At 70.3% G+C, this 25076-nt stretch carries 21 protein-coding genes; 11 read left to right on the top strand and 10 right to left on the bottom strand.

The annotated features are described in order from the left end of the window. The first annotated feature begins 75 nt into the window (after window positions 1–75). On the top strand, window positions 76–1794 hold the full coding sequence (locus OHT76_RS27455; protein ID WP_328873523.1) for an Ig-like domain repeat protein: 1719 nt from the start codon (window positions 76–78) through the stop codon (window positions 1792–1794). Here OHT76_RS27455 and OHT76_RS27460 read toward each other — a convergent pair. From OHT76_RS27460 to OHT76_RS27485, 6 genes are all read right to left on the bottom strand, one after another. After that, window positions 1784–2395, bottom strand: coding sequence for a hypothetical protein (locus OHT76_RS27460; RefSeq protein WP_328873524.1), 612 nt, complete (start codon window positions 2393–2395; stop codon window positions 1784–1786). The two genes, OHT76_RS27455 and OHT76_RS27460, sit on opposite strands and share 11 nt — an antisense overlap. After that, window positions 2382–3908, bottom strand: a complete 1527-nt coding sequence (locus OHT76_RS27465; RefSeq protein WP_328873525.1) for a substrate-binding and vWA domain-containing protein — start codon at window positions 3906–3908, stop codon at window positions 2382–2384. The genes OHT76_RS27460 and OHT76_RS27465 overlap by 14 nt, the downstream gene beginning before the upstream one ends. Next, window positions 3905–5068 (bottom strand): toxic anion resistance protein, encoded by a 1164-nt coding sequence (locus tag OHT76_RS27470; RefSeq protein WP_328873526.1) that lies wholly within the window; start codon window positions 5066–5068, stop codon window positions 3905–3907. The genes OHT76_RS27465 and OHT76_RS27470 overlap by 4 nt, the downstream gene beginning before the upstream one ends. Before the next feature lie 12 nt (window positions 5069–5080). Continuing rightward, a complete protein-coding gene (locus tag OHT76_RS27475; RefSeq protein ID WP_328873527.1) occupies window positions 5081–6163 on the bottom strand; it encodes a substrate-binding domain-containing protein in 1083 nt (360 codons plus the stop codon). Between the two features lie 265 nt (window positions 6164–6428). After that, on the bottom strand, window positions 6429–6839 hold the full coding sequence (locus OHT76_RS27480; protein ID WP_328873528.1) for an SCO4983 family protein: 411 nt from the start codon (window positions 6837–6839) through the stop codon (window positions 6429–6431). 78 nt (window positions 6840–6917) lie between these two features. Further along, the gene (locus OHT76_RS27485) at window positions 6918–8129 is read right to left on the bottom strand and encodes a pyridoxal phosphate-dependent aminotransferase (RefSeq protein WP_328873529.1); all 1212 of its coding nucleotides are present in this window, start codon (window positions 8127–8129) and stop codon (window positions 6918–6920) included. 164 nt (window positions 8130–8293) lie between these two features. Here OHT76_RS27485 and OHT76_RS27490 point away from each other — a divergent pair, with 164 nt between their 5' ends. Both OHT76_RS27490 and OHT76_RS27495 read left to right on the top strand, forming a co-directional pair. Further along, the gene (locus OHT76_RS27490; RefSeq protein ID WP_328873530.1) at window positions 8294–9010 is read left to right on the top strand and encodes a hypothetical protein; all 717 of its coding nucleotides are present in this window, start codon (window positions 8294–8296) and stop codon (window positions 9008–9010) included. Window positions 9011–9202: 192 nt separating this feature from the next. Continuing rightward, entirely contained in the window at window positions 9203–10042 is an 840-nt protein-coding gene (locus OHT76_RS27495) for a S1 family peptidase (RefSeq protein WP_328873531.1), read from the top strand. 4 nt (window positions 10043–10046) lie between these two features. Here OHT76_RS27495 and OHT76_RS27500 read toward each other — a convergent pair whose 3' ends face one another. Continuing rightward, the gene (locus OHT76_RS27500; protein ID WP_328873532.1) at window positions 10047–11627 is read right to left on the bottom strand and encodes an N-acyl-D-amino-acid deacylase family protein; all 1581 of its coding nucleotides are present in this window, start codon (window positions 11625–11627) and stop codon (window positions 10047–10049) included. A gap of 10 nt (window positions 11628–11637) precedes the next feature. Next, a complete protein-coding gene (locus OHT76_RS27505; protein WP_328873533.1) occupies window positions 11638–12903 on the bottom strand; it encodes an alanine racemase in 1266 nt (421 codons plus the stop codon). 113 nt (window positions 12904–13016) lie between these two features. On the opposite strand from OHT76_RS27505, the gene OHT76_RS27510 reads away from it, so the two are divergent. The 4 genes from OHT76_RS27510 (at window position 13017) to OHT76_RS27525 (ending at window position 15831) form a co-directional block, all read left to right on the top strand. Then, entirely contained in the window at window positions 13017–14060 is a 1044-nt protein-coding gene (locus tag OHT76_RS27510) for a sugar kinase (protein WP_328873534.1), read from the top strand. Then, a complete protein-coding gene (locus tag OHT76_RS27515) occupies window positions 14057–14818 on the top strand; it encodes an IclR family transcriptional regulator (RefSeq protein WP_328873535.1) in 762 nt (253 codons plus the stop codon). Before OHT76_RS27510 ends, OHT76_RS27515 begins: the two co-directional genes overlap by 4 nt. After that, on the top strand, window positions 14815–15225 hold the full coding sequence (locus tag OHT76_RS27520) for a RidA family protein (RefSeq protein ID WP_328873536.1): 411 nt from the start codon (window positions 14815–14817) through the stop codon (window positions 15223–15225). Before OHT76_RS27515 ends, OHT76_RS27520 begins: the two co-directional genes overlap by 4 nt. Window positions 15226–15315: 90 nt before the next feature. Next, a complete protein-coding gene (locus OHT76_RS27525; RefSeq protein WP_328873537.1) occupies window positions 15316–15831 on the top strand; it encodes a hypothetical protein in 516 nt (171 codons plus the stop codon). On the opposite strand, the gene OHT76_RS27530 is transcribed toward OHT76_RS27525, so the two are convergent. After that, on the bottom strand, window positions 15828–17177 hold the full coding sequence (locus OHT76_RS27530) for a M14 family metallopeptidase (protein ID WP_328873538.1): 1350 nt from the start codon (window positions 17175–17177) through the stop codon (window positions 15828–15830). The genes OHT76_RS27525 and OHT76_RS27530 overlap by 4 nt on opposite strands. Window positions 17178–17530: 353 nt before the next feature. Here OHT76_RS27530 and OHT76_RS27535 point away from each other — a divergent pair, with 353 nt between their 5' ends. The 4 genes from OHT76_RS27535 to OHT76_RS27550 all read left to right on the top strand — a co-directional run bounded on the left by OHT76_RS27535 (window position 17531) and on the right by OHT76_RS27550 (window position 23270). Further along, window positions 17531–20464 (top strand): LuxR C-terminal-related transcriptional regulator, encoded by a 2934-nt coding sequence (locus OHT76_RS27535; protein ID WP_328873539.1) that lies wholly within the window; start codon window positions 17531–17533, stop codon window positions 20462–20464. Window positions 20465–20518: 54 nt separating this feature from the next. Next, window positions 20519–21415 carry an MEDS domain-containing protein gene (locus OHT76_RS27540; protein ID WP_328873540.1) on the top strand — a complete coding sequence of 299 codons (897 nt, stop codon included), beginning with the start codon at window positions 20519–20521 and terminating at the stop codon, window positions 21413–21415. A 76-nt stretch (window positions 21416–21491) separates the two neighbouring features. Then, window positions 21492–21905: an ATP-binding protein gene (locus OHT76_RS27545; protein ID WP_328873541.1), complete on the top strand. Its 414-nt coding sequence runs from the start codon at window positions 21492–21494 to the stop codon at window positions 21903–21905. A gap of 45 nt (window positions 21906–21950) precedes the next feature. Beyond that, entirely contained in the window at window positions 21951–23270 is a 1320-nt protein-coding gene (locus OHT76_RS27550) for an Nramp family divalent metal transporter (protein WP_328873542.1), read from the top strand. Window positions 23271–23303: 33 nt separating this feature from the next. Here the strand turns inward: OHT76_RS27550 and OHT76_RS27555 are convergent, their stop codons facing one another. Next, on the bottom strand, window positions 23304–24989 hold the full coding sequence (locus tag OHT76_RS27555; RefSeq protein WP_443049841.1) for a chitinase: 1686 nt from the start codon (window positions 24987–24989) through the stop codon (window positions 23304–23306). Window positions 24990–25076 lie beyond the last annotated feature (87 nt).

Here is a 25076-nt window from a genome sequence, read left to right on the forward strand (position 1 = left end):
TCACCCCTGTTACATGGGGGACACACGGGCCTCACCGCTACCGGTGGGGCCCAACAAAGCCTGTGGGGGGCACAGTTGAATACCGCACACCGTCCCAGACGCCTCGCGGCCACGGTTCTCGCCGCCGCACTCGCCGGGACCGGACTGACCGTCGCCGTCGCGCCCGCGGCCCATGCGGCGGCCTCGGACATCGTCGCCAAGCTGCCGATCGAGACGTACTCGGCGCTGGCCGTCGACAACGTGCACCAGCGCGTGTACGTCGCCGACTCCCGCACCGACAGCTACTACAACAGCGGCATCATCGCCGTGTACACCTTCGACGGCGAGCGCGTCACCACGATCAGCACCCAGCAGCACGTCTCCGGCCTCGCGCTCAGTGCCGACGGCGCCACGCTGTACGCCGGCGGGCGGGACTGGATCTACCGGGTCGACACCACCACCTACCAGTTGGCCAATGCCAGCTACGCGTCCACCGACAACTGCGGCCGCAGCATGGCCTTCTCCGGCGGCCAGCTGTACTTCACCACGCCGTACTCCTCCTACACCTCCCTGTGCGACTCCTCGCTGACGTACCTGGACGGCTCGGCCGGGCGCTCCAACTGGCAGGACCACGGCAAGCTCCAGCTGGAGTCCGGCCCGGGCGACCGGATGCTCATGGGCCAGCCGCTCAACGCGAACGCGGCCGACCCCTTCGTCACCGTCTTCGACACCAGCAGCGGCACCCTCGTCCGCAACGCGGCCCGCCGTTTCGCCGACGCCGACGGCAAGGGCGCCCTGAACATGAAGGACCTGGTGTTCTCCGCGGACGGCAGCAAGGTCGCACTCGCCGACGCCGCCTACGGCCACCGGCTGCTGAACACCACCGACCTGTCCGACGCGGACACCGGCTACCAGGCCCTGCCGTCCGGGGCCACCGCCAGCGCGGTCGCCTTCAGCGGTGACGGCAAGTACATCGCGCGCGGAGCCTCGGCGACCGGCTCGACCCCGGACCTCCTGGTGCAGCCCGCCGATCCCGCCGACTCCACCGCGCCGCTGGAGTTCGTCTTCGAGGGCAGCCTCGACGGCAACCGGGTGGCGCCGCGCGGCATGGAGTGGTCCGCCGACGGCTCCCGGCTGTTCGCGGTCACCACCAACACGGCGGGGAACCAGTACTGGCTGCACATCATCCAGCCCCCGGCGGTCCAGTACGACGTCCGCCTCGACGGCACGTTCACGCACAGCCCCGCCCAGGCCGTCGCGGGCGAGCCGCTGTCGGTGCGGGGCCGGCTGGAGTACGACGGCCCGGCGCCCACCGAGCCGCTGAAGGTCAAGGCGACCCGCACGGACGCGAACGGCACCCATGATCTCGGCACCTTCACCGTGAAGGAGGACGGCTCCTACACCGTCCTCGACGAGCCCGACCTGGTCGGCGACGCCACCTACACCGTCTCCTACCTCGGCGACCTCACCCACCGCCCGGCGACCGACGTCACCCACACGGTGTCCGTCGGCAAGGCGCCCACCTCGATCGCGCTCACCGCCCCGGCGGAGGCCTCGATGAGCACGGGCGTCGAGATCACCGGCACCTTCACCGCCCAGGGCAAGGCGCTGCCGGACCGGGCGGTGCTGAAGGTGGAGCGCACCGACCGGCTCGGCACCGGCACGCTGTCGTCGGTGACGGTCGCCGCGGACGGCACCTTCACCATCAACGACATCCCGCGCACCCGGCGCGCCACCACCTACACGGTGAGCTGGCCGGGCGACGACCTGCACCAAGCCTCTACGGCCTCGGCGACGGTCACCGTCACGCGCTGATCCCCTCGTCCCCGCTCCGGTCCTCCAGGTATCGGGTGTGGGTCTCCTGGCGGCGGGCCTCCGTATCCCTGAGGGCCGCCGCCAGGCTCTCCGCCTCCTGCCGCAACAGGCCGAGCTGTCGCTCCAGATGCCGCTCCGGCGGCTCCTGCCCCGGCGTCAGCCGCGTCCACCACCTCGCCCGTACGAAGCTGTCGACGGCCTCGGGAAGGTCCTGCCGTACGGCCCGGCCCAGGCTGTGCAGGCCCTCCGGGTCCTGGGCGAGCAGCTGGGTGGCCCAGCCCGGGGCCAGCAGCGCGGTCAGCAGATTCGTCAGCTCGGTCAGCTGTCCTCCGGCGGCCGGGGGCAGGTCGACCTCCGCCAAGTAGACGCACAGCTTCTCGAAGTCGGCCCGCAGTTCCTCCAGTTGGGCCGTCGGGTCCGGGAAGTCCGGCAGCGCGGGCCGCTCCGGCGGGGCGATCAACGCGCCCGCGCCGTAGAGCCCCGCGACGACGACCGGCCAGTACGGGCCCGCCACCCCGGCGAAGGTCAGCCCGATCCCGGCGATCCCGCACACACTGCCGGCGATGTTCTTGCGTGACTCCAGATACTTACTGATACCCACGGATCTCCTCGAAGGCGCCGTCCAGCGAGCCCTGTTGGGCGTCGAAGAGACGGCCGCCGGTCAACTCGGCGATGTGCTCCAGCTCGGACCGGTCGGAGTCGCCGAAGAGGATGGGGAAGACGGGCGTCCCACGCCGGTCGCGGTCGAGCCCGGCATAGAAGGCGTCGAACTCGCCCGCCGCGACGCCCGCGGTGTTCTCGCCGTCCGTCATCAGCACGATCGACGTGAACGTGTCCTGGTCGGCGCCCAGATGGTCGTAGGCCTTCTGCAGCGAGGTGTAGATGGCGGTGTCGCCCTCGGCGGTCAGGGCCTCGGTGTCCTTCCTGATCGCGTCCAGGCCGGACTGCGGCTCGGCGGGGTCCACGACATGGGTGCGGACGCTCTTCACGTCCGAGCCGAACGGCATCAGCGTCACTTCCTCGCGTTCGCGGAAGTCGCTGGTCAGGCCGGTGAGCGCGGACTTGAGGCCGGCCAGGCGGTCGCCCTCCATCGAGCCCGAGGTGTCGAGGACGTACACCGTGCGGGACGGGCGGCGCAGCTCGTTCTCGTAGGCGTCGAGCAGCCCGTCGGCGACGGAACGGCTGCCGGGGAAGGGCAGTTCGCGCCGGCGGCCGGTGTCCAGGCCGACCCCCGGGGAGACGGAGGCGACGACCGGGCGGCGATGGGTGAGGTCGGTGATCTCCTTCTGCATGTCCGGGCTGCGCAGGGACTCGGTCAGCCGGCGGACGTTCTCGCGGGTGTCGGCGTCCGTGGACGCGAGCGAGGAGATCGGGTAGTCGGCGGTGACGACACCGTCGCTCGGGCGGATCACGGTCAGATCCGGGATGCCCTCGAGGACGGACTCGTAATTGAGCATCGCGTCGACGTCCCCGCGCCGCTCATAGGCCGCCGCCAGCCAGCCCGAGGAGCCCGAGGTCAGCCGCTGGCCCCGGAAGAACTCCTTCAGCCGGGGGCTCGCGTTGTCGACGTCCGCGTCGGTGAGCGCCGACTGGGCGCCGGAGAGGGCGGAGGCGACCGAGACGAGCGTGGCGAACCCGGAGTTGGAGCGGGCGGGGTCGGTCATGCCGTAGGTCAATTTCCCTTGGCTCACGGCCTGTTCGACCTGCGACCAGGTGACGTCCGACGGCTTCCACCCCAGTTTCCGCACGGTGTCCGGCTTGACGCCGATGGCGACCGGGCTGGACATGACGGGGGTCTCCGAGACGACCTTCTTCGCCGCCTCGGGACGCAGCCGCAGATAGTCGTTGGAGGACAGCCACAGGGCGTCGAACTTCCCGTCCGTCCCGCCCTTGGCCAGCAGGTCCACGGCGTCGAGCGTGCCCATGTACTTGGCCTCGACCTTGAGGCCGGTGTCCTGTTCGACCCGGTCCAGCACCGGGGTCATGTCGGCGAGCTCGCTGGAGGCGAGGACGCGCAGGGTGCCGGGCTCGGGGGAGTCGGGCTCCTTTTCCCCCTGCGTGGTGCAGGCGGTCGCGAGCAGGGCGACGGTGAGCAGGGCGGCGCCGCGTCTCATCCGAGCCCCCCTTCCAGCGCGCCCCGGTTCCGGCTGCGCTCCAAGTAGACGGAGGCCTGCTGGAGTTCGGACGTCAGGTTCTCCACGGTCGTCGCCATCGCCTCGGTCGCCTGGACCTTGTATGTGTCGATCGCGTCGAGGGTCCGGTAGATCTGCTGGAACGCCGACCGCAGCGTCTCCGCGCCGACCGCCGGATCGGCGGCGATGCGCTGGATCTCCCCGCTCTGCGTGGCGAGCATCTCGGCGTTGCCCCGGATGAGGTCCTCGGTGGTCCCGCGCAACGCGTTGACCTGCTCGATGACCTTCTTCTGGTTGTCCAGCGCGGACGCCAGCATCACCGAGATCCGCAGCGCCGAGACGGTCGTCGTCGCGGCCCGGTCGACGCCCTTGATCAGCTCGTCGTTGTTGCGTCGTACGACATCCATGGCGAGGTAGCCCTGCGCGCACACCGCGAGCTGGGTGAGCAGGTCCTGGTGCTTCTGCCGGACGGGGAAGAGGACGTCGGCGCGGAGCGAGTCGGCCGCCTCCAGCTCGCCGACGCCGGCGATGTGCTGCTCGACGGCCGTGTCGAGGGCCTCGGTGAGGACGACGTACTCCTGGAGCTTGCCCATGGTCTCCCACAGGCGGACCCGCTCGGTCTGCAACGCGGCGTTGTCCCGGCGCAGTTCGTCCTGGCCGCCGCGCAGCGAACCCACGATCTTGTTGAGGGTGCCCTGTGCGGAGGCGTACTTGGCGACATGGTCGCGCAGCTTGTTGCCGCCGGGGAGCTTGGAGAGGAACTTGCGGCCCTTGGAGGCGGGAAGGTCCCGGGGGTCCAAGTCCTCGACCACCCGGCGCAGTTCCACGAGTGAGCCCGCGACCTGCGACTGGGCGTCCCCGCCCTTGTCGGGCAGGCTGCGGATGGTCCGCTCCAGCATCCGGTTGGACTGCGCGGCCGCACTGCGCATCTCACCGGCGCCGAGCCCGGTGATCTCACCGACCTTGCCGGCGAACTCTGGGGAGCGGGCGTCCAAGGCGGCGAGCGTCCGGACGTAGTCGGAGGCCTTCTGTGCGATGCCCGCGCGGACGCTGTCGTCGACGGGGACGAGCCCGCCGGCCTTCTCCCGCGGCACCGGCGCGACGGCCTCGGGCGGGGTGAGCGTGAAGGTTTCTTCGGTCATGTGCGGTTCCCCCTAGGATCCGGCCCGGCGCGCCATGTCGTGCAGCACCGCGGAGGTGGGCACGGGCGCCTGCCGGACGCCGGTGAGCTTCTGGTTGAGATACGCCGTGTGCGCGTTGGTCGCCGAGGTGAACTCGGCGGTGGCGCCCTGCGGCCGGAACCCGTGCTTCACCGCGAGCGTGCGCAACTCCGGGTCCGAGCTGAGCAGTTCACCGAAGGCACGCCCCTCCTCGGTGAGCGGTACGACGGTGTGGTCGCTGTTGGCGGTGGTGTCCGGGTAGAGGACGGTCAGGTCGTCCAGGCCCTGGGCCTGCCCCTGTCCGAGCAGCGCGGCGACCTGCGACTCGTAGACGAGGACCAGCGGGTTCCCGGCGCCGCTGACGAAGTCCCGGAACGCCGCGTCCGTGCTGGACTGCTGGGCGCCCTGCACGCTGACCAGCTTGCGCATCAGCGGCGCGGTCGCGTCGACGTCCTTGTCGCTCGCGGCGACCCGGCCGCCGTTCGCGGCATAGGAGGCCGCGGCGAGATAGAGGGCGCCGGAGTTGGAGGTCTCGGGGTCGGTGGAGGCGATGTAGAGGGTGCCCGTCAACTCCCCATATTTCTCAGCGCCCTTGAGCTGCTGCCAGGTCTTGTCCGCGCGGGCGGCCTCGAGATAGGCCGCCATCTTCAGCGTGCCGCGGTGCTCCCCGGCCGGCGTGGCCAGACCGTTCGCCACGAGCACCTCGGCGGCGCTGCGGTGGGCCACGACGACCAGCGGCGAGTAGAAGGGCCGCGGCAACGGCTGGCGCACCTCGTACTTGGCGGCCAGCTCGTCGGCGGGCGCCTTGCTGGAGGGGAAGGCGAAGTCGTACCCCTTGAGGTCGAGCCCCTCCATCGCCCAGGACCCGGACGTCTCCGTCCGCACGGTGTAGCCCTTGGTGGCAAGGGCCTCCACCACGTCGGGATCGGCGAAGAACTCCGCCTTCTCCGAGCCGATGACTGCCTGCACGGTCTTCGTTGCCGTGCCCTTGTCCCCGGATTCCCGGCCCGCCACGACAGCTGCCACCACGCCGCCGATCAGCAAGACCGCGAGGACGATTCCGATGATTCGTCTCACACGGCGAGAGTGCTCGCGGAACCCAACATTCCCCGTCGCGGGCGATGAACGGGAGGTGTCATACGGACTCCGGTCCTGCAACACCCCAAAAGGGGCGCGGGGAACTGCGTGGGCAACCACAAGCGACAAGCAGCCGCCGACGCGACAGAACCCCTACGGCGACAAGGCGCCGCGGCTCAAGCCGACGCAGTGTGTGGCGCCCGGTCCGCGCGTCGCTGCGGGTGCACGCGGACCGGGGCCGTCTGCGGGAACCCCGGGAGGGGGCTCAGTGGGACGCGAGTTCGCGAGGCTCCAGGGCCGCCGCGTGTGCGTCCATGCGCTCGGCGGACAGGATGGCGGCCGCCGTGTCGGCGCGGGAGGCGGCGACGACCAGGGCGCGGCCGGCGAGGGTGTGGGCCCGCTGGTGCAGCGCGGTGAGGTCGCGCGCCTCGCCCGAGGGCACCGCGCGAACCAGCCCGCCCCGCAGCCGGGTCACCTGCTCCGCGAGCCGCTCGGCGGCGGCGTCCAGATCGGCGGACGGGGCCAGGGCGCGCAACTCGTCGGTGGCGGCCAGCAGCGCGGCGAGATGGCCCGCCAGCTGGATGTCCAGCTCCTCCTCGCGCGTCCGGTGGGGAAAGTCGGAGGTGGTGCCGGCCATCGTGCTGTGGACCGACTTGCTGCGGATCGGCTCGTACATGGGGATGGCCTCCTGTGCTCTCAGGAAGCCATCCTAGCTTAGATTCCGTCTAAAGTTGAGCGATCCATAGAACTACTGTCAGGGCTGGCTGTATCCGTCGAGGAAGGTCCCGATCCGGGTCACGGCGTCCCGGAGGTCCCCGACGGTTGGCAGGGTCACGACCCGGAAGTGGTCGGGCTCGCTCCAGTTGAACCCGGTCCCCTGGACGACCATGATCTTCTCGCGCCGCAGCAGGTCGAGGACGAGCCGGCGATCGTCCTTGATCTTGAAGACCTTGGGGTCGAGGCGGGGGAAGAGATAGAGGGCCCCCTTGGGCCGTACGCAACTGACACCGGGAATCTGCGTCAGCAGCTCGTAGGCGACATCCATCTGCTCCTTGAGCCGCCCGCCGGGAAGCACCAGGTCATTGATGGTCTGCCGCCCGCTGAGGGCGGCGACGACACCGTGCTGCCCCGGCATATTGGCGCAGAGCCGCATATTGGCGAGGATCGTCAGGCCCTCGATGTAGGAGTCGGCATGGGCGCGCGGCCCGGAGATCGACATCCAGCCGACGCGATATCCGGCGACCCGATAGGCCTTGGACATCCCGTTGAAGGTGAGGGTGAGCAGATCCGGCGCGACGGAGGCGGTCGGAATGTGGGTGGCCCCGTCATAGAGGATCTTGTCGTAGATCTCGTCGGAGCAGACGAGCAGATTGTGGCGGCGGGCGATATCGGTGAGCCCCTTGAGCATCGCCTCGTCGTACACGGCCCCCGTCGGATTGTTGGGGTTGATGATGACGATCGCCTTGGTGCGGTCGGTGATCCTCCGCTCCACGTCGGCGAGGTCGGGCATCCAGTCGGACTGCTCGTCGCAGCGGTAGTGCACGGCGGTACCGCCGGACAGCGAAACAGCCGCAGTCCACAACGGATAGTCGGGCGAGGGGACCAGCACCTCGTCCCCGTCGTCGAGCAGCCCCTGCATCGCCATGACGATCAGCTCGGAGACGCCGTTGCCGATGAAGACGTGCTCGACGTCGGTCTCGATACCGAGGGTCTGGTTGTGCATGACGACGGCGCGACGGGCGGCCAGCAGTCCTTTCGCATCCCCGTATCCATGCGCGGAGGACACATTCCGCAGGATGTCCTCGAGGATCTCGGGCGGGCACTCGAACCCGAAGGCGGCGGGATTGCCGGTGTTCAGCTTGAGGATGCGGTGGCCCGCCGCCTCAAGCCGCATGGCCTCTTCGAGAACCGGACCCCGGATCTCGTAACAGACATTGGCGAGCTTGGTCGACTGGATCACCTGCATGTCAGGGAGCTTACGGCCCGGTAACGCCGCATGGGCCGTGTTTTCCACCACGTGAGACGGGTGATTTGGGCGGTTATCGCCGGTGACTGTCCCGCAGGCCCCTCCCGTCTCTACAATGCGCGGCCATGTCCAGGCCACCTCAGTACGAAAACGGGGCGAATGGTGTGAATGCCGCGAATGGTGCGACGGGCGCTCTGGAGGGTGGCGGGCTCCAGGGCCCGCCGAACGTGTACGTCCCGCAGGCCGCGCCGTCCCCCGACTACCAGGAGTACGCCGATCCGGCCGTGGCGCACGGCTGGCAGAACGCATACGACGAGACGAGCGAGCTGCCGCACGTACCCGAGGAGCCGCCCGCGGCTCCGCCCCGGCCCGGCGAGCCAGTCGACGCGTACGTGGAAGAGCGCGTCGACTGGGAGACCTACTGGGAGCCCGGCGGCGGCAGCCGGACCGCCCGGCGCGCACAGCACCGACGCGCCCACCGGCGCCGCGCGCTGATGGCCGCCGGTGCCGTAGGTGTCGCGTCCGTCGCCGCCCTCGTCGCCGGATTCGCCTTCTCCTCCGACTCCTCCTCCGGCGGCTCGGACAAGAAGGATCCGGCGCGCTCGGCGACGGACGGCTCGGGCTCGTCCGAGGACCCGGCCACGATGGTTGACCCGTCCTCCCCGACCTCCGGTCCGTCCGCCACGACCTCCCCCGGTGCGGATGCGTCGGCCGGTGAGGCCGAGGACGACAAGACGTCCGCGTCCCCGTCGGCGAAGCCGACCACCACGGCTCCGGTGGAGACGTCCCCCGCCACCGCCGACCCGGACGACGGCTCGGGTCCGGGCAACGCCAACGGAAAGCCGGGCCACGGGTCGGGCAGCACCAAAGGGCCGAGGTAAGCACTGAGCGCACCCCTTCGGGGGTGCCCGGTCCTGCAGTCGGCGCCCCGGGCAACGCCTCCGCGCCGAAACCGGCCTTGGCCGGAAACGGCCGCTTGTTCTCACAGCCCCCTCACATAACAATGCGCATGACAAATCAGTGGGTGGCCGGAAGATCTCCGGTCGCCTTCGTCATGTAGAGGGGACCCCCACATGAGAAAGCCTCTCGTCGCCGCGCTCTTCGCCCTGGTGATCGCCGGGGCCGGCGCGGCACCCGCGGTTGCCGCTCCCGAGGACAGTGGCGTCGCGCCCGCGATCCAGGCCGTCAACTTCGCCGGGACCGTGTCGCTCAGCAACTGTTCCGGGTCCGTCATCCGGATGCCCGACTCCGAGGACAACGACCCCGCGCTCGTGCTCACCAACGGGCACTGCCTCGAGAGCGGATTCCCCGAGCCCGGCGAGGTCATCGTCGACCAGGCCTCCAGCCGTTCCTTCGGGCTGCTCAACTCCGCCGGCACCCGTGTCGGCACCCTGCGCGCCAGCAAGATCGCCTACGCGACAATGACCGACACCGACGCCGCGATCTACCAACTCACCCGCACCTACGCGCAGATCAGGACCTCGTACGGCATCAGCGCGCTCACCGTCAACGACACGCATCCCGTCGCCGGCACCGCCATCAGCGTCGTCTCCGGCTACTGGAAGCGGATCTACAACTGCTCCATCGACGGCTTCGCCTACCGTCTGAAGGAGGGTGACTGGACCTGGAAGGACTCCGTCCGTTACACCTCCTCCTGCAACACCATCGGCGGCACGTCCGGTTCGCCGGTGCTCGACCAGGCCACCGGTCGCGTCGTCGCCGTCAACAACACCGGCAACGAGGACGGGCAGCGCTGCACCGTCAACAACCCCTGTGAGGTCGACGCGAGCGGCAACGTCACCGTCCGCCAGGGCATCAACTACGCCCAGGAGACCTACCAGTTCCCCGCCTGCTTCGGCATCGACAACAAGCTGGACCTGAGCGCGAGCGGCTGCGTCCTGCCCAAGCCGTAACCGTTCACGGCGTGCGCCGCACCGCCCGGCCCGCCAGTACGTCCGTTCGACGGCCGTCCTCGATCACGAAACGGCCGTCGATCAGGACGTACGGGATGCCTGTCGGCAACGCCCTCGGCTTCTCGTACGTCGAGCCCGCCGCCACCGTCCGAGGGTCGAAGAGGACGAGGTCGGCCTGGTGGCCCTCGCGGATCAGGCCCCGGTCCGGGAGGCGCAGGCGGGCGGCGGGGCGGCCGGTCAGATGCGCCACGCACTCCTCCAGCGACAGCACCCCCAACTCCCGTACGTACCGGCCGAGATACTGCGGGAACGTGCCGCACGCCCGCGGGTGTGGCTTCGTGCCCTGCAGGATTCCGTCCGAGCCGCCCGTGTGGACCCGGTGGCGCATGATGGCCCGGACGTTCTCCTCGTGGCCGACGTGCTGGAGGATCGTCGTGCCCAGGCGGTCCGTCAGGAGCAGGTGGCGGGCCGTTGCCCAGCCGTCCAGGCGGGTGCCGACACAGGACGCCAGCCCCGGGTCGCTCACCCCCGAGATCTCGATCGTCTCCCACTCGATCGGCACCCCGTGGCAGCCGTCCGAGCCGATGACCTCCAGATGGTGGCGGATCCGTTCCGCAGTCTCCTCGTCCCGCAGCCGCGCCAGCACCGCCTCAGGACCGCCCTCGCTCGCCCAGCTCGGCAGCAGCGCGGCGAGTGTCGTGCAGCCCGGGGTGTACGGGTAGGTGTCGAGGCTGATGTCCGCGCCCGCCGCCAGCGCCTTGTCCAACAACCCCAGCAGCTCCGGCGCCCGGCCCTTGTTCACGCCGAAGTTCATGGTGGCGTGGGCGAGATGGAGGGCGCAGCCCGCCTCCCTCGTCAGGGCCACCATCTCCTCGTACGCCTCCAGCGCGCCCGCGCCGTACGAGCGGTGGTGGGGGCAGTAGTAGCCGCCGTACGACGCCACCACCCGGCACAGTTCCGTCAGTTCGGCGTCCTTGGCGTACATGCCGGGGGTGTACGTCAGCCCCGACGACATGCCCACCGCCCCCTGCTCCAGACCCTCGGCGACCAGCTGCCGCATCCGGTCCAGCTCGGCCGGCGTCGCCTCGCGGTCCTCCCAGCCGACGGCGAGCGCGCGGACCGTGCCCTGGGGGATGAGATAGGCCGCGTTCACGGCGATGCCGCGATCCAGGCGGTCCAGATACTCGCCCACCGACCGCCAGTCGAAGTCGATGTCGTCGCCGTGTCCGTTCCAGCCGGTGATCGCGCGGCGGACCTCGGTCAGCGTACGGTCGTCGACCGGCGCGTACGACAGACCGTCCTGGCCGATCACTTCGAGCGTCACGCCCTGCGCGGCCTTCGCGCTGTGGTCGGGGTCCCGCAGCAGGGCCAGGTCGCTGTGCGCGTGCATATCGATGAAGCCGGGGGCGAGGACCAGGGCATCGGCGTCCAACTCCCGCATCGCCGACGGCCGTTGGCAACCGGCTGCCGCCGCCTCCCGTACGATCGCGACGATCCGGCCTTCGTCCACCACCACATCCGCGCGGTACGAGTCGGCGCCGGAGCCGTCCACCACCTCGGCGTCCCGGATGACGAGGTCCTGCACAGCGGGCCTCCTAGAAGAAGGTACGGATGTAGTCGACGACCGTGCCGTCCGCCTCGGCGACCGGGATCAGCGGCCACTTGTCGAAGGACGTGCACGGGTGGGACAGGCCGAGGCCGACCCAATCGCCGACCTCGAGGTCCGCCTCGGGCCCGGTACGCAGCCAAGCGTGCTGGTCGGACAGGCCCGTCACCTCGATCCCGGCTGCCGGTCGCTCCACGCCGTCCCGGCGGACGACCTGGGCGAAGGGCAGGTCCAGGTCGTACGCCGCGTCCCGCTTGCCGGCGTTGAGGAAGGCCTGCTCGGCGGAGGGGCGGGAGACCACCTGCGCCCACAGCCGGAACGCGGGCTCCAGGGCGCCCTCCTCGGGGACCCGATTGAAGGGGGTCAGCTTCCGGTAGTGGCCGTCGTCGTGCGAGACGTACGCACCCGAGCGCAGCAACTTATGGACGGGACGGGAGAGTTCGGGGATTTCCCCGAAGACGTCGGCCACCGCGTCGAACCAGGCGCTGCCGCCCGCGCTGACGACGATCTCGTCCGTGTCCGCGAAGCGTCCCGCCTTGTCGAAGTCGACCGCCAGCGCGACCAGCCTGCCCAGCCAGGCGTGCACCCGCTCGGGCGTGGCCTGCGGCACCTCGCCCTCGTACCCGGCGACACCGACCAGCCGTAGCGCCGATGCGGCGGCCACCGCGTCGGCGACCGCCGCGCACTCGGCCTCGGTACGGACACCGGTCCGCGCGCCCTCGCCGGCGGCGAGTTCGACCACGACGTCCACGGGTCGGGCGGCGCCCGCCAGCGCCGCGTCCATCAGCTCCACCCCGCGCACGGAGTCGACGTAACAGACGAACCGGAAGTCGGGGTCGGCGGCCAGTTCCGCGGCGAGGCGGCGCAGGGCCGCCGCGTCCACCAGCTCATTGGCGAGGAACACCCGCTGGACACCGAACTCCCGTGCCACCCACACCTGGTGCGGCACCGCGAGCGTGATGCCCCAGGCGCCGTGCTCGATCTGGCGCTGGAAGAGCTGTGGGGCCATGGAGGTCTTGCCGTGCGGGGCGAAGGCGAGGCCGTGGCGTTCGGCGTACGTCTCCATGAGGCGGAGGTTGTGCTCCAGGCGCTCGGCCGAGAGGGCCAGTACGGGGGTGGCGAAGCCGTCGGTGAAGAGGTTGCGCCGCTCGGCGGTCAGCTCGGCGACCGTACGGCCCATGGCGTCCGACGGGAGGCCCTTGAAGCGGTGGTCGACGCGTTCCTCGGCCAGACGGGCGAGCGCTTCAGCGGCCATGGGGCCTCCCTGATCGGAGCGTTGCACTGTCTGCAACGTTCATTGCGTATGTCGCTTACTGCTGTCTAACATCTCGGCCAACATGAGCACAAGGCTGGGGAGCTACGACGATCGTGACCATCACCGGGACCGGCAATACCCCCGACGTCGTGGACGTCGTCGCGCTCGGCGAGTCCATGGTCGCGTTCCTGCCCACCCGACCGGGCCGCCTCGCCGACGTCCCCTCCTTCGACCGGTCGATCGGCGGCGCGGAATCCAATGTGGCCTGCGCCCTGGCGGCGGCCGGGCATGCGGTGCGGTGGGTGAGCAGAGTGGGGGCGGACGGTTTCGGCGACCATCTGGTCGAGGCGATCGGTGCGTACGGGGTGGACGTCTCCGCCGTACGCCGGGATCCGGTGCGGCCCACGGGCGTGTACTTCCGTACGGCGGGGGAGCGCGGGACGGATGCGCACGAGGTGGCGTACTACCGTGCCGCTTCGGCGGCGTCGGCGATGTCCGTCACGGGGGTGGATCTGGCGGCGGTGCGGGCGGGGCGGGTGCTGCATCTGTCGGGCATCACGGCGGCTCTGTCCGGGGGTTGCCTGAGCCTGCTGCGCGAACTGACGGCTCCGCGCGAGCGCCGCCCACTGATCTCCTTCGACGTGAACTACCGGCCCGGCCTGTGGCCCGACGGCACCGACTCCCGGGTGCTGCTGGAGCTGGCGCGGCGGGCCGACATCGTGTTCGTGGGGGAGGACGAGGCGGCGGAGGCGTGGGGCATCGAGGGCGGGCCGGAGGAGATCAGGGCTGTGCTTCCGGAGCCGGAGGCGCTGGTGGTCAAGCAGGGGGCTCGTGGGGCGACGACTATCGACACGAGGAGCACTTTTGAGTCCGCCCTCACTGTGGACGTCGTAGCAACCACCGGCGCCGGAGACGCCTTCGCCGCCGGATATCTCTCCGCCACCCTCCGAGACCTTCCCGTCCGGGACCGCCTTCGCCACGCTCACCTCTGGGCCGCCGCCACCCTCACCACCCCCGGCGACCTCGCCGTCCCCCCGACCCGCAACACCGCCGACCGCCTCGCCACTCTCAGCGAGGCCTCGTGGGGGACACTTCGACTCGGCCCCGGCTGGACACAGGCCGAGCACCGGGCCGAGGAGGAGGTACGCACCCCATGAGCCAGACCGTAGACCGCGCGCTGAGCATCCTGCCGCTGCTCGCCGAGGGCCCCGCCGACCTGGGCCAGGTCGCCGACCGGCTGGGCGTGCACAAGTCCACCGCGCTCCGCCTCCTGCGCACCCTCCACGAGCACGGCATGGTCTACCGCCAGTCCGACCAGCGCTACCGCCTCGGCGCCCGCCTCATCGCCCTCGCCCAGGAGGCGATGGAGAACCTCGACATCCGCGAGATCGCCCACCCCCACCTCGTACGCCTCAACGAGCAGTGCGGCCACACCGTCCACCTCGCCGTGTACGAGGAGGACGAGGTGCTCTACATCGACAAGGTCGAGAGCCGCTACCCGGTACGGATGTACTCACGGATCGGCAAGCCGGTCGCCATCACCGTCGCCGCCGTCGCGAAACTGCTCCTCGCCGACCTCACCGAACCGGAGCGCCGCGTCCTCGCGGAGAAGCTCGAATACCCCATGTACACGTCCCGTTCGACACCCAGCGCCCCCGCCTTCCTGAGGGAGTTGGACAAGGTGCGCGAACAGGGCTGGGCCACCGACCTCGGCGGCCACGAGGAGTCCATCAACTGCGTCGCCGCCCCCATCCGCGGCGCGGACGGCAGGGTCGTCGCCGCGATGTCGGTCTCCGCACCCAACGTCGTCGTCACCGCCGAGGAACTCCTCACCCTGCTCCCGCTGGTGCGCCGTACGGCGGACGCGATCAGCGGCGAGTACTCAGGCAAGACACCCAGTAAGGACTCTGCATGACCGAGAAGATCGCGCTCACCCCCAAGACCCACACCACCCCGCCCGCGAAGTTCTCGCACGGCGTGAAGAAGGGCAACATCCTCCAGGTCGCGGGCCAGGTCGGCTTCCTGCCCGCCGAAGAGGGCAAGCCGCCCACGCCGGCCGGCCCCACCCTGCGCGAGCAGACCCTCCAGACCCTCGCCAACGTCAAGGCGATCCTGGAGGAGGGCGGCGCGAGCTGGGACGACGTGATGATGATCCGCGTCTATCTGACCGACGTGGCCCACTTCGCCGAGATGAACGAGATCTACAACGTCTACTTCGAGGCGCAGAACCTCACCGCCCCGCCCGCCGCACGCACCACGGTCTACGTCGGTCTCCCCGCGGGCCTGCTCGTAGAGATTGATGCTTTGGCCGTGCTCGGCTGATTGTTCGCCTGCCGAAGTGACGATGGTCTTCGTATAACAATGCAGGGGCTGGCTGTGTGCGGCACAGGATCGTCGACCATACTGCCCGCTGTGGAGCAGCGCATAGGATCGAGCAGCCAGCCCCTGGAGGGCGCCGGATTCGACCCGGCTTTCGTCCCCGGGCTCACCTCTCCCGTGTCCAAGGAGACGGAGGCGGAGGAGCCGGAGGCGACCGCGGAGGAGGCGGCCCCCTCCTCCGAAGAGGTCGAGGAGACGGCCGAAGCGGAAGTGGCGGAGGAAGAAGACACGCCCGCCGACGACACCGCCGCCGACGGCCCCGTCTTCGAGGCCTCCGACCGCCGGGCGAAGATCGTCGCCGACCACCGCGGGGTCCGACTCTCCCTGGACGACCAGGAGTGCGAGTTCCGCTGGGACGAGATCGGTGCCGTGGAGACGGAGACCGCCCGCTTCGGCAAGCGGTTCACCATCACGGTGCACACTCCTGACCGCCGCTGGTACCCGATCGAGATCGAGGCGCCGGCCAGGAGCCGCTTCAGCGAGTGGGAGTCACAGCTCGACGCTGTGCTGGACGCCTACTTCGAAGAGTCCGAGGAGAAGTCCGACTAGCAGTACTGGGACTCCTTCCCGATCGACCGGTACATGCAGTCGGAGTTCTCCAGAAGCTGCAGCACCGCATCCCGGTTACGAGAGGTCTCCCGCTCGATCACCTCGTCGGGCGGGTAGAACCCACCCCCGGAGCTGGAGCGCGGATACATCTCGAAGGTGTACCCGAAGATCTTGTGGGCGCCCCAGAGATAGTCGTCGATCGACCCGTCGGTGATGTAGAGGTCGCTGGACTGCTCCGGCGTATAGCCGTTGCTGGCCGCCATCTTCCCGCCGACCGTGGCGAACGCGTTCCGGTCGTCGGCCGTCATCCCGGTCGTCGTGTCGGAGTACGTGTACCCGAAGGGCCACAGCACCAGTTCGCTGTAGGTGTGGAAGTCGATCCCGGCCTTGATCTGCTGCACCCCGCCGATGACCCGGCTGCGCACGAAGTTGGCGACCACCCGCACCTCGGGCGCGGACTCGGCCGCCGTACCCCGGTAGGTCTCCGAGGACGTGGAGCCGGAGGAGCCGCCGCAGCAGCCCCAGCGGTAGTTCCAGTTGCGGTTGAGGTCGGTACCGACGTACGAGGAACCGGAGTTGGGTTGCCGGTTCTTGCGCCAGGAGCGGTACGAGCCGGTGGCGATGTCGTACTCGCCGCCGTCCGGGTTGACGTCCGGGATGATCCAGATCTCGCGGTTGTTCACCATGCTGGTGACGCGGGAGTCGCTGCCGTAGTCGGAGGTCAGCTCGCGCAGCAGATACAGCGCCATCTCGACGGTGAGGTGCTCGCGGGCGTGCTGGTGGTGGGTGAACAGCACCTCGGGCTCGGACTCGTCCGTGGCCACGTTGTCGCTGATCTTGATGGCGGTGATGTTCCGGCCCTGGTACGACGTGCCGATCACCCGGGTGCTGGCGATGCTCGGGTTCGCCGAGACGAGCGAGTTGATCTCGGTCGTCATCTCCGCGTAGTTGTGGTAGCGGGAGTCCGCGGACGGGAAGTCGAGGATGCCGACGTCGTCCGTGCCGTTCGAGCGGTCCGGTACGGCCGCCAAGGGCGTGACCTCGTAGCCCATTTGACGCAGCTTGCGGATCTGTTCGGCGCGGCCGGAGACCACCAGGCCGTGCTGGTCGACCTCGTCCACGCTGACGCCCGCCCGCTGGATCGCGGTGCGGTCCCTGGCCGTCGAGTGGGTGTGGATCTCGTACTGCCGGATGTCGTCGGCGGAGGGTGCCGCCTTGGTGCCGCTGTCGGCGCTCGCCGTGACGTTCGCGGAGAGGGGTGCCGCGAGGGCCAGGGCGAGGAGGGTGGCGAGCGCGGCGGTGCGTCTGCCGCTGCGGGCGCCTGAGCCTCGTATGCGAAGTCGCATGAATTCTCCTTGTGTCTCCAGGACTTCCGGGATCTCCGGAAGGTGGGGAGTGGAGCAGGGGGGTGGTTCAGCGACGTACTCGTGCGGGTGGCGCTCAATCGTCCGCGCGTGGCATGAGCAGGTCAAGAGCGAATACGGCCGCGATGGCGCGAACTGTTCCAGGGGTGAGGGCCGCGCAGTGTACGCGTGCGGGCGGCAAGTGACACCGGCCTGGCGGAAGGTGCACTCGGGCGTGTGAGCTTCGTGTGCGTGTCCGGGGTGGGGCGGGGGACAGTGAGGGTCCGCGGGCTAGAGGAGCGCCGCACTCCGGGTCGCTTCTCGGGCCACATCCCAGAGGACTGGACTGGCTGATCATGGGCGGATCAGCGCCACGGCAAGGCGACCAGGGGTCGGCCGAGTCGACCAGCTTCGTCGACCGGCGCACCGAACTGGCCTTCGGGCGCAGGTTGTTGGCCGGATCACGACTGGTCACGCTGACTGGCCCGGGCGGCGTCGGCAAGACCCGCCTCGCCGCGCGCCTCGCGGACCGGGTCCGCCGTACCTTCCCGGACGGCGTCCGCTTCGTTCATCTGTCGGGGCTCGACGACCCGGCCCTCGTCCCCCTCGCCGCAGCCGACGCGCTGGGCCTGCACGACCACACCGACCGGCCCCCACTGGACGCGCTCGCCGAGCGGCTGGGGGACCGGCGGCTGCTCCTCGTCGTCGACAACTGCGAGCATCTGCTGACGGCTTGCGCGGAACTGACCGCGGCCCTGCTGGACGGCACCCCTCAGGTACGGGTCCTGGCGACGAGCCGACACCGGCTGGGTCTGACGGGGGAACACCTGCTGGAGCTACGGCCCTTGCCGGTCCCCGACCCGGACGGTGACCTCTCCGACGCCGACCGCCATCCCGCGCTCGCCCTGTTCGCCGACCGGGCCGCCGCCGTGGTCCCCGGTTTCCGGCTGACCCCGGACAACCGGGCGTCCGTGGCCCGTCTGTGCCGCCGCCTGGACGGACTTCCGCTCGCCATCGAACTCGCGGCGGGGCGGCTGCGGGACCTGGGTCTCGATCAGCTGATGGAGGATCTGGACAACCTGGACGACCATCACGAGCTGCGCGCGACGGTCGACTGGAGCCATGAACTCTGCACGGAACAGGAGCAGTTGACCTGGGCCCGGGCCTCGGTCCTGGCGGGCGGCTTCGACCTGGAGACGGCGGAGGCGGTGTGCGCGGACGGGGAACGGCTGCGCGGGGCGGACGTCGTGGCGGCGGTCACGGGGCTGGTGGACAAGTCGGTACTGACCAGCGAGCCGGCGTCCGGCGTCGTGCGCTACCGCCTCCTCGACACTCTCCGCCACTACGGCCTCGACCGCCTACGCGCCCAGCCCGGCGAGGAGATCGCCGTCCGGCGCCGCCAGCGGGACTGGATGCAGCGACGCGCAAGCGCCGACGAACAAGCCTGGTTCGGCCCGGGCCAACGAGAGATCGTCGCCCGCCTCCGAGCCGACCAGGACAACCTGCGAGCGGCCCTCGACTTCGGCCTTACGGCACGACGGGGGGAGGGGCTCGCGGCGCTGGGAGAGGGGCTCGCGGTGCCGGGCGAGTGCGGTGTCGTGCCGACCGGGTGCTCGGCCGCGCCCGGCGGGTGTCCTGCGGTATCGCGGGAGTGCTCTGCCGCGCCCGGCGAGTTTCCCTCCGTCACGGGCGGGCCTGCGGCGGCACCGGCCGAGCGCTCCGCCGCGTCCGGCGACCATCAGGTCACCTCCGACGACCGGCTCGCGGGACGGGGTGAGTGCGGTGTCGTGCCGGGCGGGTGCTTTGCCGCGCCCGGCATGCGTCCTGCGGTATCGCGGGAGTGCTCTGCCGGGCCCGGCGAGTTCCCCTCCGTCACGGGCGGGCCTGCGGCGGCACCGGCCGAGCGCTCCGCCGCGTCCGGCGACCATCAGGTCACCTCCGACGACCGGCTCGCGGGACGGGGTGAGTGCGGCGTCGTGCCGGGCGGGTGTCCTGCGGTATCGCGGGAGTGCTCTGCCGCGCCCGGCGAGTTCCCCTCCGTCACGGGCGGGCCTGCGGCCACACCGGCCGAGCCCTCCGCCGCGCCTGACGACCATCCGGCGGCACCGGCCAAGCCCTCCGCCGCGTCCGGCGACCATCCGGCGACACCGGCCCACCCCTCCGCCGCGCCCCCCGACCATCCAGCCACCCCCGACGACCGCCTCGCCGCCCTCCGCCTAGCCGGCACCCTCTGGTTCTACTGGCATGCCTGTGGCGCCCCCCGAGAGGGCCGTCACTGGCTGGAGCGGGCCCTCGACGCGAACCCCGAGCCCACGCCCGAGCGGGCCCGTGCCCTCTGGATCGCCGGGCTTCTCGCTGCTGTTACCCGGGATCTCGTCCACGGGCGGCGCCTTGCCGAGGAGGCCCGCGCGCTCGCCCACAGCCTTGGCGACGAGGCTGAAGTGGCCCACGCCGACTACGTCTTCGGCGTCATCACCCTCTTCCTTGATGATCTGCCCACCGCACTCACCCACTTCGAGGCCGCGCGAGCCCGTGGCCGTGTCCCCGGGCAGCACCTCAGCCTCGTCGGGCTCGACCGGGTGGAACTGGCCTGCGCGCTGGGCTTCCTGGGGGAGGCCGAGCGGGCCGTGGCCGTATGCGAGGAGGCCCGTCTGCTGTGTGAACGGCACGGGGAGGAGTGGGTGCACTCGTACGTCCTGCGGATGCTCGCTCTGGCCCACACGGTGCAGCGGGACTGGCCCGCCGCCGAACGCCACGCCCGCCACGCCCTGCGCCTCAAGCTCGCCGTGCACGACGTCACCGGCATCGCCCTCACGCTCGACCTCCTGGCCCGCATCGCCACCGAGACCGGCGCCCACGACCACGCGGCGCTCGTGCTCGGCGGCGCCGACCGGGTCTGGTCCAACATCGACCGCGACCGCTGGGGCTCGGCCGCCCTCAACAAGACCCGCCGGGACAGCGAGCGCCGAGCCCGGGAAGCCCTCGGCGAGGCCGCGTACGAGAGGGCGTACCGGCACGGCGGCGAGCTGGAGCTGACGGAGCTCGTGGGGCGGGCCCTCGAGGAGAGACGCGGGGCCCGGGAGCACGCCGGCGGGCCGAAGGGCTGCCACCTCACCCCCCGGGAGTCCCAGGTGGCCGACCTCGTGGCCCAGGGCCTGGCCAACCACCAGATCGCCGACCGCCTGGTCATCGCCCGCCGTACCGCCGAGGGCCATGTGGAACGCATCCTCGGCAAGCTCGGCCTCAACAACCGCAGCCAGCTCGCCGCCTGGGTGACGGCCAGGCGCTGAACCACCGCCGGACACGGCACAGAACCACCGGACGCAGCACAGACAGGGGATCGCGTGACCAACCAACCACAGGCGTTCGACCACCGCATGACCGTCCTCGGCGCCGACGACGCCTTCGTGGCCGCCGCCGTCCCCTTCATCGAGGAAGCCCTCTACAACCCCGACGAGCCCCCACCCGTCGCCATCGCGTCCCCCGAGAAGCTGGATCTGCTCAGGGACGCCCTCGGCGGCGACGCGAAGAGGGCGGTACTCGTCCCGCACACCGACTGGTACACCGGCTCCGCCGCCAACGCCGTTGCCCAGGCGGCCGGTTACCTCGCCGCGCACGGCGGCCCCGGCGGCCGTATCCACCTCCTCATGGAACCCGTATGGAACGGCCAGGCCGGATGCTCGCCGCGCGAGAGCGCCGAGTGGATCCGCTACGAGGCCCTGGCCAACCTTCTGTTCGCGCCGCTCGCCACCACCGCCCTGTGCGTCTACGACACCCGCACCGCGGGCCCCGCCCTCATCGCCGAGGCCCGCCGCGCCCACCCCGGCACGGGCGTGTACGAGGACCCGTTCCGGCTCGCCGCCGAGCTGGACGCCGTACCCCTGCCGCCGTCCCCCGCCGACGCGTATCCGCTCGCCCGGCCGGATGCCGAAGCCGTGCGGGCCTGGGCCGGCGGGAGTGGGCTGACGGACGCGGACGCCGAGCTGTTCGCGCTGGCCGTCACCGAGGCCGCCGCCGCGCTCGGCCCGGTCACCGGGGTCCGGCTGTGGGGACAGGCACCGGCCTGCGTCGGTGAGCTACGCTCCTCCCGCCGCGTCGAAGACCCGCTCGCCGGCTTCGTCCCGCCGGACACCGGCGAACTGGAACCGGGACAGGGCCTGTGGTACGCCCGCCAGGTCTGCGCCTACGTCGACGTCCGGGACGACGCGCAGGGGGCGACCGTACGCCTGCAATACGGGTAGTGCGCACGGGACGCAGGTAGGGAAACAGGTATATCTACCCGTGCGCCCGGTCCCTGGCCCGACGACCATGGACAGCATGCTGCAACTCCGGAACGGCCCCCACCGTCAACCGCCCGTCGGAGCAGGTCATCTGACCATGGAGTACGACCCGCGCCCCACCGCGGTCCGCGAGGCCCGCGCGGAGGTGCGCAGGCAGCTGGAGGGATGGGGGCTCGCGGGTCAGGACGACGTGCTGGACACGGCCGAGCTGCTGGTCAGCGAGCTGGCGACCAACGCGCTGCTGCACTCGGCGAGCCGCTTCCGGTTGACCCTGTCCGCCGCGCACGGCGTCCTGCGCTGCGAGGTCCAGGACGCCGGCCGGCGCACTCCGCAGGTGCTGGAGGCGGGCACTTCGGAGAGCGGGCGGGGGATGTTCCTGGTGGACGCGCTGGCCCGGAGATGGGGGTGCCATCAGGACGGACAGCGCAAGACCGTGTGGTTCGAACTCTGACGCGCCCTCTTGTCGGCCCGCGCCCGCTGCGGTTTCTTGATCTGCATGGCGGACAGCGAGGCAAACACACAGACAACACAGGCCGACGGAATCGACTCCTCCCCCCGTAAGTCCAGTTGGAAGTACATCGGCCCCGGCATCGTCGTCGCCGCGACCGGCGTCGGCGCCGGAGACCTGGTGGCCACGCTGATCGCCGGGAGCAGCTTCGGGTACACGCTGTTGTGGGCCGCGGTCCTCGGCTGTCTGGTGAAGATCTCCCTCGCCGAGGCGGCGGGCCGCTGGCATCTGTCCACCGGCCGCACCCTCTTCGACGGCTGGGCGAGCCTCGGCCGCTGGACGACCTGGTTCTTCGTCGGCTACGTCGTGATCTGGGGCTTCGTCTACGGCGCCGCGGCGATGTCGTCGAGCGCGCTGCCCCTCCAGGCGCTGTTCCCCGATGTCATGGACCTGGAGTGGTGGGGCATCGCCTGCGGTCTTGTCGGCCTGGTCTTCGTCTGGTTCAACAGGTACTCGGTCTTCGAGAAAGTCATGACGGTCCTGGTGGGCGTCATGTTCGTGGTGACCGTCTACTTGGCGATCCGGGTCACCCCGAACCTCGGCGAGGCCTTCGCGGGCCTGCTGCCGGTACTGCCCGACGAGAAGGACTCCGTCCTCAACACCCTCGGCCTGATCGGCGGGGTCGGCGGCACCATCACCCTTGCCGCGTACGGCTACTGGGTCAACGCCAAGGGCTGGACGAACACCGGCTGGATGAAGGTCATGCGGCTCGACAACCGGGTCGCCTACGCCACCACCGGCATCTTCGTCGTCGCGATGCTCTTCGTCGGCGCGGAGCTGCTGCACTCGGCGAACGTCGCCATCGCGAGCGGCGACAAGGGCCTGCTCCAGCTCAGCGACATCCTGGAGGCCGAATACGGCACGGCGACCGCGAAGTTCTTCCTGATCGGCTTCTTCGCTACGTCCTTCACCTCACTCATCGGCGTCTGGCACGGCGTGAGCCTGATGTTCGCGGACTTCGTCGAGCGCTACCGCAAGGGCGACGAGACCCGCGGCGAGGAGATCGCCACAGGCAGCCGCGAACGCAGCCTCCCCTTCCGCCTCTACCTCCTGTGGCTGACCTTCCCCCCGATCGTCCTGCTCTTCCAGGGCCAGCCCTTCCGCCTGATCATCATCTACGGCGTCCTGGGCGCGGCCTTCCTCCCGTTCCTGGCCGGGACCCTGCTCTGGCTGCTCAACTCCTCCCGCACACCCAGGGAGTGGCGCAACGGCTCCTTGAGCAACTCCATGCTGGCGATCGCGGGCCTGCTGTTCCTGGTGCTGTGCGTGAAGCAGATCTGGGACCAGCCGTGGTCGGAGTTCTTCTGAGCCCAAGACTCCGACCACGGACCGGGGTTGGTATTACGGCAGCGCGTGCACGTGCGGACCCACCGCGTTCGACCAGGCGTTGCCCGCCGTCGCGTCCCAGTTCGTCGACCAGGTCATCGCGCCCCGCAGATCGGGATACGTCCTGGACGGCTTGAAGGAACCGCAGTTGGTGCCCTTCGCCAGACAGTCGAGGGCGTTGTTCACCACCGACGGTGACACATACCCGCTGCCCGCGCCCCGGGTCGAGGCCGGCAGACCCAGGCCCACCTGGGACGGCGACAGACCGCCCTCCAGCTGGATACAGGCGAGGGCGGTCAGGAAGTCCACCGAGCCCTGGCTGTAGACCTTGCCGTCGCAGCCCAGCATCGAACCGCTGTTGTAGTACTGCATGTTGACGACCGTGAGGATGTCCTTGATGTTCAGCGCGGTCTGGAAGTAGGAGTTCGACGTCGACTGCATGTCGATGGTCTGCGGCGCCATCGTGATGATCAGCGACGACCCCGCCTTCGAGGAGAGCGACCTGAGCGCCTGCGTCATGTACGTCGCGTTGAGCCCGTTCTCCAGGTCGATGTCGACGCCGTCGAAGCCGTACTCCTGCATCAGCGTGTACACCGAGTTGGCGAAGTTCGTGGCCGACGCGGAGTCGTTCACCGCCACCGTGCCCCGCTCACCGCCGACCGAGATGATGACCTTCTTCCCGGCTGCCTTCTTCGCCTGGATGTCCGCCTTGAACTGGGCCACGGTGTAGCCGCCGAGCCCCGCCGAGTCCAGGTTGAAGGTCACCGCGCCCGGAGTCCCGGTCGCGTCGGCGAAGGCCACCGCGATGATGTCGTACTGCGACTGGACGTCCGAGAGTTTCTGCACGGTCGCGCCGTTGTTGAAGTTCTGCCAGTACCCGGTCACCGCGTGCTTCGGCAGCGCGGGGCCCGTCGGAGTCGCGGTCGTCGTCCCGGTCACCGCCGCCGACTTCGGCGACTCACCGGCCGAGTTGGTCGCCGTGATCTGGAAGGAGTACGACGTGGAGGCCGCGAGCCCGGTCACGGTCGCCGACGTACCGCTGACCGCCGTGACCTTGGTGCCGTTGCGGTAGACGTTGTAGCCGGTCGCGCCCGAGACCGTGTTCCAGGCCAGGGAGATCGACGACGAGCTCCGCCCGGACACCGTCACCCCGCTCGGCGCCCCCGGGATCGTCGGCGCCGGGTCGGTGCCGCCGCCCCCGTCGGGGCCGAACACCGAGAGGTCGTCGGCGTAGTAGGCAGCCTGTCCGTACCAGCCGTGGGTGTACACGGTCACCGACCTGGTCGCGGAACCGGTGGTGAAGGTGGTGGTCAGCTGCTTCCAGCTGCTGGAGTCCGGCGTCCACGTCGATACGTCCGTGGTGCCGGTGCCGGTCACGCCCAGATAGGCGTATCCGCCCTGCACCCAGGCGCTGAGCGTGTACGTCGAGTTCGGCTGGACCGCCACCGCCTGGGTACAGCGGGCGTTGTCCTGCCCGGCCGGGGTCGCCTTCAGGGCGGCCGAGCCGCCGTGCACCGGCGAGGAGACGGCCGTACCGCTGCTCGCGGAGCAGGTCCAGTTGGTCAGGCCGGACTCGAAGCCGGCGTTCTTGGCGTTGTTGACATCGGCGGCGGACGCCTGGCCGGTGCCCGCGAAGGAGAGGGCGAGGGCCGCGAGGACGGCACCCGTCATGAGACGTGTCGATCGTCTGCGTATGAACATGTCAAATTAAGTTGGTCCAGACCAATCCTCTTGTCAAGAGGAGCCGCCGAGATGCTCAACCTGCCCCGTTTTGACGCAACTTGTGAA

The sequence above is a fragment of the Streptomyces sp. NBC_00287 genome (assembly GCF_036173105.1).
Lineage (GTDB): Bacteria > Actinomycetota > Actinomycetes > Streptomycetales > Streptomycetaceae > Streptomyces.